The 4,407-nt window shown below is 62.9% G+C and carries 4 protein-coding genes and 1 pseudogene; 2 read left to right on the top strand and 3 right to left on the bottom strand.

Going from position 1 to position 4,407, the window contains the following annotated elements; translation table 11 throughout:
* A pseudogene (locus tag AUL28_RS22625) lies at positions 1-81 on the top strand (IS5/IS1182 family transposase); the annotation flags it as partial.
* 16 nt (positions 82-97) lie between these two features.
* Here the strand turns inward: AUL28_RS22625 and AUL28_RS10695 are convergent.
* The gene (locus tag AUL28_RS10695) at positions 98-1,222 is read right to left on the bottom strand and encodes an acyltransferase family protein (protein WP_082640388.1); all 1,125 of its coding nucleotides are present in this window, start codon (positions 1,220-1,222) and stop codon (positions 98-100) included.
* 223 nt (positions 1,223-1,445) lie between these two features.
* Positions 1,446-3,191 (bottom strand): family 16 glycosylhydrolase, encoded by a 1,746-nt coding sequence (locus tag AUL28_RS10690; protein WP_062232304.1) that lies wholly within the window; start codon positions 3,189-3,191, stop codon positions 1,446-1,448.
* Between the two features lie 221 nt (positions 3,192-3,412).
* Between AUL28_RS10690 and AUL28_RS10685 the strand changes: the two genes are divergently transcribed.
* Positions 3,413-3,850: a c-type cytochrome gene (locus tag AUL28_RS10685; protein WP_058599080.1), complete on the top strand. Its 438-nt coding sequence runs from the start codon at positions 3,413-3,415 to the stop codon at positions 3,848-3,850.
* A 95-nt stretch (positions 3,851-3,945) separates the two neighbouring features.
* Here the strand turns inward: AUL28_RS10685 and AUL28_RS10680 are convergent.
* A partial coding sequence (locus AUL28_RS10680) for a GNAT family N-acetyltransferase (RefSeq protein WP_062232303.1) occupies positions 3,946-4,407 on the bottom strand: 462 nt, incomplete at its 5' end.

Raw genomic sequence — 4,407 nt, 5'->3', positions numbered from 1 at the left:
GTTGCGACCCGCTACGATCGCTGTCCGACCGTCTTCTTCTCCGCCATCGCGCTCGCAGCGACCGTCCTGTTTTGGCTGTGAGCTATCAGTCCTGAGCCTAGGTGGCTTCTGCTTGGACGGGACGGGCGGACACTTGGGCCTCGCGGCGAAGTTTGCTGCGGATGAAATGCGTCAGGTCGCGCTCCAGCCAGCGTTGGCTGGCATGGGCAACGACAATCGACGGTGGCAAGGCAGCCACGAAGAGAAGAAGCTGCGACAAGCTTCCCGCGATGGCGAGGAGTCCTGTTCCCTTCAGACCGGCCTTGACGAGGGCCATGACCACGGGATGCCAGAGGTAGAAGCTGTAGCTGATCGTGCCGAAATACAACGCCAGCCGCGAGCGCAGAAACGTCGACTCCCATCCCGCGCCTCGTACAAGTGCATCCAGAAACAAAGTGGCCGAAGCGAAAGCTATAACGACGTAGAGGATATGAGGATCGGTCATCCAGCCGACCAGAGTATAGGAGGGAGGCTGCAGAGCCTCGATGTAGTAGGTCCAGGCGGAACTCCAGCTCCACAAGAAGACGAGCAGCGCGAGAGCCGGCATCTTCTCGATCCCGGGAATGCGCAGGAAGCGCCCATATCCGGTCGCAACCAGAATTCCGCTCAAGAAAAACAGCGTCCGAGGATGCGTGTTGATGATGGGCAAGCTGAGAACCAAAAGAAGCGGGAATAGATTCATCGCCCATCTTCGACGCGCCACCAGATAGATCGAACCCAGGATGTAGAAGCAGAGCTCGTAGCTCAGTGTCCAAGCCGGGGCCAGAAACAGGGGGACGGGGATGAGATTGGGCAGGCCCGCCATGTTTGCGAGCGTATAGAGTGCCAGCGTCCAGCCTTGATAAGTGGCCGGCGCTTCGCGGCCGCTGAGAAGCGATAGGGCGACAACGGTCAGAACGCCCACCCAAAGCACGGGGTAGATGCGCGTCAGCCGATCGATCAGGAAGAACCAGGGACGACTGGCCCGCGCAAGCGTGCCAACAATGACGAAGCCGCTCAAAGCGAAGAAGAGCTCGACGCCGAAGACCAGCGGCGCAAGCAAAGACGAGAAACGTTCCGAACCGAAAAGCGGCGTCAGACCTGAATTCTGGACGTGAAACACGAAGACGAGAAAGGCAAACAAGCCTCTCGCCCCATGAAGTTCGCGACTGAACGATGCCGCTCCGGCCGTTCCATCTTGCATAAGGAATACCCGGCCGTCAGACGTTGGACCCGATCAATTCTCCATCAAATAAACATTATATGTTTTGCTCTGCAACATAAAACCAATGCGTCTGGTTGTGAGCTGGGGCGCGATTGTGGTGTCGCGATCGTTCAGTCGACTCCGACACAACGCGATCGGTCTCAACGGGACTCCAGAGGAACATCTGGGTATTTCTCTGGGGCCTTCGGCCGATGGACGATTTTCAACCGATCAGAAAGAAGTCGTCTGCCGTGAGGGCGAGGCCGGGCTGTGTTTGGGCGAAGCGGATGGCGGCGTCGGGGCCGGTGCCGTCGGCGTCGTAGAAGAGATCGCCCGTCTTGGAATTGTAGATGATGCGGTCGGAGGCCGCGTGCGCCGTGTTGCCCGTACCGGCGTAGAAGGCGGACGGGTCGAGCGCGCCGGGGGCGGCGCCGGCCTTGCCGAAGGCTGCGAGCGAGAGGGCGATCCGGTCGTCCACCACATTGAAATCGGTGATCACGTCGTATTCGCCCGCGCGCGGGGCGGTAGAGAAGACGAACGTGTCGCGGCCCGCGCCCCCCGTCAGGCGATCCGAACCCGCGTCTCCGGACAGCCAGTCGTCGCCCTTGCCGCCGACCAGGACATCGCGCCCGAGGCCGCCATAGAGCTTGGTCGCGCTCTCGTTGGCGTAGAGGTAATTGTCGATCTCGTTGCCGGTCAGCGTCAGGCTGCCGCTGCCTTCGGCGCTGCGCAGGGTCTCGATTTCCTGGCCCGCAGCCAGTTTGTAACTCGTCGTGGTGATGACGAGATCGTTGCCGCCCTTGGCCGCCTCGATCACGATGTCCCAGGTGTTCTCGACGAAATAGACATCGTTGCCCCCGCCGCCGATCATGCGGTCGGCGCCTTTGCCACCGTTCAGGATATTGTCGCCGGCATCGCCTTCCAGCGTGTCGTTGTAGTCGCTGCCGATCAGGCGTTCGATCGAGGAATAGGTGTCGCCCGCCGCGTCGCCCGTGTTCTTGGAGGGGTCGAGAAGGCTCGCGGTAACGCCCTGCTGCGCGTTGGCATAGGAGGCCGTGTCCTGCCCATCGCCGCCGATCAGCTCGTCGGCGCCCTTGCCGCCGATCAGCGTATCGGAACCCTCGCCGCCGATCAGCCGGTCGCGGCCGCTCGTGCCGCGCAACACGTCGTTTCCGGCCGTGCCGGTGACGATGTTGACCGGCTCGGGGGGAGGGGTGACGACCGCAGGCTGTTCCGCATAGGCGCGGATATAGTCGATCTTCATTTCGGCGGGCGGGGCGGAAGGATCGGCGCCATTTTCCATGGCGAGATTGGCCAGAATGAACATCGGCCCGTGCATGTCGCTCGGGGTCGCCTTGGTGCCGACGAGCTGCCCGTCGAAATAGAAGCTGATCGTGTCGGCCTGCCAGTCCATCCCGTAGGTGTGGAAGCCCGTCGTGATGCCGGCGTGCTCGCTATAGACCTGAAGATCGGCGTTGGGGTCGGCATGGGCGTCGGTCGTATGGAGCCAGCGATAAACGCCGTTCGGGTTGTTGCCGTAGTGCTCGACGATGTCGAGCTCTTGCCACCCGCCATTCTTGCCCTGGTTGATCTGCTGCGTCGGTAGAAGCCAGAACGCGTCCCATGCGCCCTTGGCCTCGGAGAAGTCCGCGCGCATCTCGAAATAGCCATAGGTCTGCTGGAACGAGCCGCGCGTATGGATAAGGCCGGACTCCCAGCTTCCGGGCATTCCGTAAGGCGTGCGGTCGGGGACGGCGGTGATGGTGAGGACGCCGTCCTGCACCTTGAACGGGTCGTAGCCTGACGCGGCGTCCACGAAGGACGAGCGGCCGAAGCCGATGTCGGAATTGGCGTCGAAGCGCCATTCGGGGCGAATATCGGCCCAGGTCGTTCCGCCACCGTTTTGCGAGATGCTGCGGCTGTCGAACTCGTCGCTGAAGGTCAGCGTATAGTTGGACAAATCTTTCATCGAGCATCTCCATCAATCTCGACGATCAGGCTCTGTGATGCGCTTTAATTTAAGCTTGCGAAAGATGCGTCAAACTTAACTGTTCGGCGTCGAAGCCTATGTTTTTTCTGGAGCCGGCCGACCTACTACAACAGTCGCGAAGTCTTGTCTGAGGATATGCAAGCCATGAGCGGAGGCAATTTGTGACGGGGATCAGGGAGCTATGGCGCGCATGCGGGAGGATGTCGCGGCGGCTCGGCCTTCTTGCATGGCTGCTACCAGCGCTCGGGGCCTGCGGCGACGGCAACCGCGAGGCGCGGCGCAGCCAGCTTGGCCCCGATCCGACGCTGGAGCAGCGCATGGCCATAGCCGACCCGGCTGCCGGCGCTTCGCTCTATGGCCCTTGTTCCGCCTGTCACACGATCGGACGTGGCGGGCCGGACCTGGCCGGTCCCAATCTTCACGGTGTGATGGGCGCGCCGATCGGTCATCGGCTGCAACGCTATGGCTATACGGCGGCCCTGCGCTCGGTCGGCGGCGACTGGACCGACGCGGCCATGGATGCCTGGCTCGCCAGCCCGAGCCGCTTCGCGCCGGGCACCAAGATGAACTATCCGGGCATGGCGGACCCGTTGGAGCGGGCCGATCTCATCGCCTATCTGAAGAGCCAGTCGCGCTGAGGCCGGGCGGGCACGCGGAGCCCTCAGTCCGGATGTGCCTTCCCGGCTCTCAAGCTCTCAAGCTCTCAGGCTCTTTGGTCTCAGCCCTGCCTTCCCTATCGGCGCGTCGAAAGCGGCAGGGGCGGCGGAGGCGTGGTGGAGCCCGTGCCGAGCGAGCGCTGCACCATCACGCTGTCGGCCCAGCGCCCGTAGCGATAGGCGACCGCCGGCAGATGGCCGACGCGCTGGAAGTCGAAGCTCGTATGAAGCGCCAGCGAGGCTGTGTTGTCGGAGTCGATATAGCCGATCATCTGCCGGAAGCCCGCCGCCGCGCAGGCGTCGATCAGCCCGCGCATGAGAAGCCGCCCGATGCCCCGGCCGAGCTGCTGGTGATGCACATAGATCGAGTGCTTCACCGTGTAGCGATAGGCCGGGCGCTTGCGAAAGGGCACCACATAGGCATAGCCCACCACCTCGTCGGCCTTGGTCGCCACGAGATGGGGAAGCCGGCGGCTTTTGAGGTTCTTGCGGCGGTCGCGCAGGTCGTCAGGCTCCGGCGTGTCGCCATCCTCCAGACC

Source organism: Aureimonas sp. N4 (assembly GCF_001463925.1).
Taxonomy (GTDB): Bacteria; Pseudomonadota; Alphaproteobacteria; order Rhizobiales; family Rhizobiaceae; genus Aureimonas; species Aureimonas ureilytica_A.
The sequence above is the reverse complement of the archived record's forward strand: the minus strand, read 5'-3'. Positions and strand labels throughout refer to the sequence as shown.